Annotated in this window: 3 protein-coding genes; all 3 read right to left on the reverse strand. The window is 57.0% G+C overall.

Features of this window, described 5'->3' with window-relative positions; all coding sequences use genetic code 11:
- Positions 1–45: 45 nt before the first annotated feature.
- A complete protein-coding gene (locus AC2FLO_RS17245) occupies positions 46–2,067 on the reverse strand; it encodes a putative 2-aminoethylphosphonate ABC transporter permease subunit (RefSeq protein ID WP_496755241.1) in 2,022 nt (673 codons plus the stop codon).
- The gene (locus tag AC2FLO_RS17250) at positions 2,064–3,179 is read right to left on the reverse strand and encodes a putative 2-aminoethylphosphonate ABC transporter ATP-binding protein (RefSeq protein ID WP_267365559.1); all 1,116 of its coding nucleotides are present in this window, start codon (positions 3,177–3,179) and stop codon (positions 2,064–2,066) included. Before AC2FLO_RS17250 ends, AC2FLO_RS17245 begins: the two co-directional genes overlap by 4 nt.
- 132 nt (positions 3,180–3,311) lie before the next feature.
- Positions 3,312–4,331 carry a putative 2-aminoethylphosphonate ABC transporter substrate-binding protein gene (locus tag AC2FLO_RS17255; protein ID WP_480589193.1) on the reverse strand — a complete coding sequence of 340 codons (1,020 nt, stop codon included), beginning with the start codon at positions 4,329–4,331 and terminating at the stop codon, positions 3,312–3,314.
- Between the last annotated feature and the right edge of the window lie 17 nt (positions 4,332–4,348).

The raw sequence follows: 4,348 nt of genomic DNA on the forward strand, positions 1-4,348 counted from the left end.
CCCCGCAGATATGTGATCTGCGGGGATATTGAGTTTTTGTGTGGATTACCTGCTGCGCCAGGCCTGTGTGCGGGCCAGGATGCCTTTTGATGCCATCAGATGAAAGATCCGGGCGGCTGCGTTGGTGTAGAAGATCATCATGCCCATTGCGGCTGCGGGTGCGATATCCCCGGCATCATCCATGTTCAGCACCGCGATGGACGCGAGTGTGGTTTTGGGTGAGTAGAGGAACACAACCGCCGACACGGTCGTCATCGCGTTGACGAACAGATAGATCGAGATGTCCAGCACCGCAGGCAGGCAGACCGGCACCGTCACGCGGGCAAACAGCTTCATTGTTGGCTGTTTGAGAGAGGCCGACACCGACTCGAACTCTTTATCCATCTGCTTGAGAGCGGTGACCGCCGTCAGGTGCGATACGGTATAGAAATGCGTCACCGTGCAAACCACCAGGATCGCCATGGTGCCGTAGATCGCATTGAACGGATTGGACGGGTTGTTGAAGAAGAAGATATACGACAGTCCCAGAACCATGCCCGGAATGGCCATCGGCAGCATGGCGAACATCTGAAAGATCGACCGCCCGGTTTTGAAGCCGTTCGATTTTTCCACCAGATACGCCCCGAAGAAGACAACCGTCGTGCCGATCACCGCCGTCAGGAAAGCCAGTTTGATCGAGTTGAAATACGACCCCCAGCCGCCGCCATCCATCTTGTCGAACTGGTAGTTCTTGAGGCTCAGGCTCAGATCGTAGGGCCAGAACTTGATCAGCGCCGCAAACTGACACACGGCCAGAAGACCAACGATGAACAGGCCGATCAAACTGCAGTAGATCAGGAATATGCGATCAGTCTTTGGGTTTGGTGTTGCCTGATATGGAACCGAGCGCGCAGACAGCAGCGCCACCTGCTTGGACTGAACCATCCGGTCGATGGCAAAAGCCAGAATTGCGGGGATGACCAGAACCACCGAGACCACGGCGCCCATCTCAAAGTTCTGCTGGCCGATCACCTGTTTGTAGATATCCACGGCAAGCACGTTGAACTGGCCGCCGATCACCTTTGGCAGGCCAAAATCGGTGATCACCAGATTGAACACGACAAAGGCTGCGGAAATCAGGCCATAGCGCGCGCCGGGTATGGTAACGGTCCAGAATGTCCGCCAGGGGGTTGAGCGCAAGCTGACAGCGGCCTCGTACAACCGCGCATCCGATATCGCGAGCGCGGTCGATATGATCAGGAACGCGTGTGGAAAGGTAAAGAAGACCGATCCGATCACGATGCCTATGGGGCCGTAGATACTGGCGCCGAACAGCAACTCCTTGATCATCCCCTGATTGCCGAACAGGTAGACCAGCGCGATGCCCGGCAGCAGCGAGGGAACCAGAATCGGCGCCATCGCGATCAGGCGAAAGACCCCCTTGAACCGCATGCAGCTTCGGTTAAGCGCATAGGCAAACCAGAACGCCAGCGTCACCGTAACGATTGTGCTGACAACCGAAATCCAAAGGGAGTTCTTGATCGAGTTGAACAGGGCCGGGGTTGAGAAGTAGTTGATGAAGTTGCCCAGACCCCGCGCTTGAACCGGCCGCATCTGCACCCGGCGGAACGTGTTGGAATCAAGCTCGACCCAATCGGTGCCTGCGTTCAAAGTCGACCCGACCAGAAAGCGCCCGGCCTCCGTCGTGTTCCGCATCTGGTACATGACCGGGCTGCGAAAGCTGAAATCCGGAAAAAACCCGGTCACCGGCAAACGCCCGTCCGAGCCGGTTGTCAGATCGGTGTCGGAATACACCCCCAATTGCCTGTTCAGTTCGTCAGCCGTCAGGATCGTTCCGTCAAACACACCCGCTTCATCACTGACCTGAAACTCATACTGGGACAGCTCGACCCGGTAGGTCGAGAAGGACTTGGAAAGCATCGTGTAAAGCGGCAGCGCCAGTGTCACGATCAGATAGAGCGCGATCACCATCATGCTTCCGCGCATCAGGATGTCATCGCGGCTGAGCTTGGGCCTGATATCCGGCCCGACAGGCAATGTGTCGTGATTGGTCGACATCGTGCTCATGCCGCAGCCTCCGGAAGGTCAAACGCCATCAGGCGGTTCTCGGGAAGCTCGATCACCATGCTGCACCCCTCTTCCAGCTCAAGACGACGCACGGCGTTGATCGAAAAATCCGCGATCAGTTCAGAAGATCCGAACCGCTCGTTGTTCAGGCGACAGCGCCAGAACGAGCCCAGAAACTCCATTTCATCAAGCGTGACCTCGATGCAGTTCCGATTGCCGCCCGTGTCAAGATAACCAGCTTCATGAGGGATGATGTCTTCGGGACGAATGGCTGCGATGACCGGAGTGCCATCATTGAACGTGTGGCTGAGGCAGGCAAAGGTCTTTTCCCCGACGCTCAACCGCCCGCCTTTGGTGACCTGAGATCGGATCTGGTTCATTTCACCGATAAAGTCGGCCACGAACAGGTTGGCCGGTTCGCGGTAGATCTCCGTGGGCGATCCAACTTGTTCAATCACCCCGTGGTTCATCACCACGATGCGGTCGGCCATGGCCAGCGCTTCTTCCTGATCGTGCGTCACCATCACGGTGGTCACACCCAGCTTGCGCTGCAATTCCTTGATCTCATGCCGCAGGTGAACGCGCACCTTGGCGTCCAGCGCCGACAGGGGTTCGTCCAGCAGCAGCAAACCGGGATTGGTTGCAATGGCGCGGGCCAGCGCAATCCTCTGCTGCTGGCCACCGGACAATTGTGCCGGGTATTTCCTGCCCTGATCCGGCAGACCAACAAGGTTCAACAGCTCGCTCACCCGAACTGCGATATCCGACTTGCTGCGGCCCGTGTTTTCAAGGCCAAATGCGATGTTCTTTTCGATCGTCAGGTTCGGGAACAGCGCATAGGACTGAAACACAATCCCGAAATCACGCTCGGACGGGGGCAGGTTGGAGACGTCCTTGCCATCCTGCATAACCGTACCCTTGGTCTGCAGATCCAGCCCGGCAATCGCCCGCAACAAGGTGGTCTTGCCGCAGCCGGACGGGCCAAGGAAACAAATGAATTCACCTTCTTTGATTTCAAGAGAGATGTCCTTGAGTGCCAGAAAGCTGCCGAACGCTTTCCACAAATTCTGGATGCTGAGATACAGTTCACCGGGTGGTGTTTTCTGAAGCACGGGAGAGGTCCTCACATCTGCACCTCGGGCACGACCGATCCTGGCCGGTGCGCGCCGGGTGAGTTGGTTGTGTTGGTGGGAACAAGAGAGTGGCGGGCAGGAGAGGCACAAAAGCCCCTCCTGCCAATGGAATTATTTCGCTTCAGACTTTCCGTCATAGCGAGACTGCCATTCCTTCAGGATTGCCGCGCGATTGTTGGCGGCATACTCGAAATCATTGTTGATCATCGCATCCAGAAGACCTTCTGGGAAGTGTTCAACCGGTTTTGCAACGCCGGGATACGCCACGACCGCATAGCCGGTATTGTACATCTCGTTGGCCTCTTTGGTGACGGTGAAGTCCACCAGCTTCTGCGCGGCTTCCAGATTTGCGGTACCGGCAACGATTGCGGTTGCTTCCATGTCCCAGCCGACGCCTTCCGAAGGCACAATGATCTCCAGCGGTGCACCATCAGCTTTGGACTTCGCCCCACGGAACGCAAAAGAGATACCAATCGGGATCTCGCCCGCCGCCGCCAGTTTGCAAGGCTTCGAGCCGGAATGGGTGTAGCGCGCAATATTCTCGTGCAGCGCATCCATGTATTCCCAGCCACCTTCTTCGCCAAACATTTGAAGCCAGCTGGACACATCAAGGAACCCCGTGCCCGAGGAATTCGGGTTCGGCATGATCACCTGATCCTTGTACATCGGATCAGTCAGGTCCTTCCACGAAGTGGGCGGCTTCAGCCCGGCCTTTTCTGCCTCAACCGTGTTGTAGCAAACCGAGGCAACCCAGGCGTCCATGCCAACCCAGGCAGGCGGGTTGTCACCATCGACGAATTTCGCATCCAGCTTGTCTACGCCAGCCGGGGCATAAGGCTCCAGCATCCCTTCGGATTTCAACAGCAGCAGAGAGGTCGCAGCCAACCCCCAGACCACATCCGCCTGTGGGTTGTCCCGTTCAGCCAGCAGTTTCGCGGTGATGATCCCCGTCGAGTCCCGAACCCAGTTGATCTTGATATCCGGGTTACTCTGGTTGAACGTCTCTGCATACCTCGCCAGATCCTCCGCCTCAACGGCGGTGTAAACTGTCAGTTCCGTCTCCGATGCCGCAACCGTCGCAGTCAGTAAACCGACCGCCAATGCCGAATAAAATGATGTCGTCCGTTTCATGGTTTTCCTCTGTTGGT

Source organism: Ruegeria sp. TASC047 (assembly GCF_059612445.1).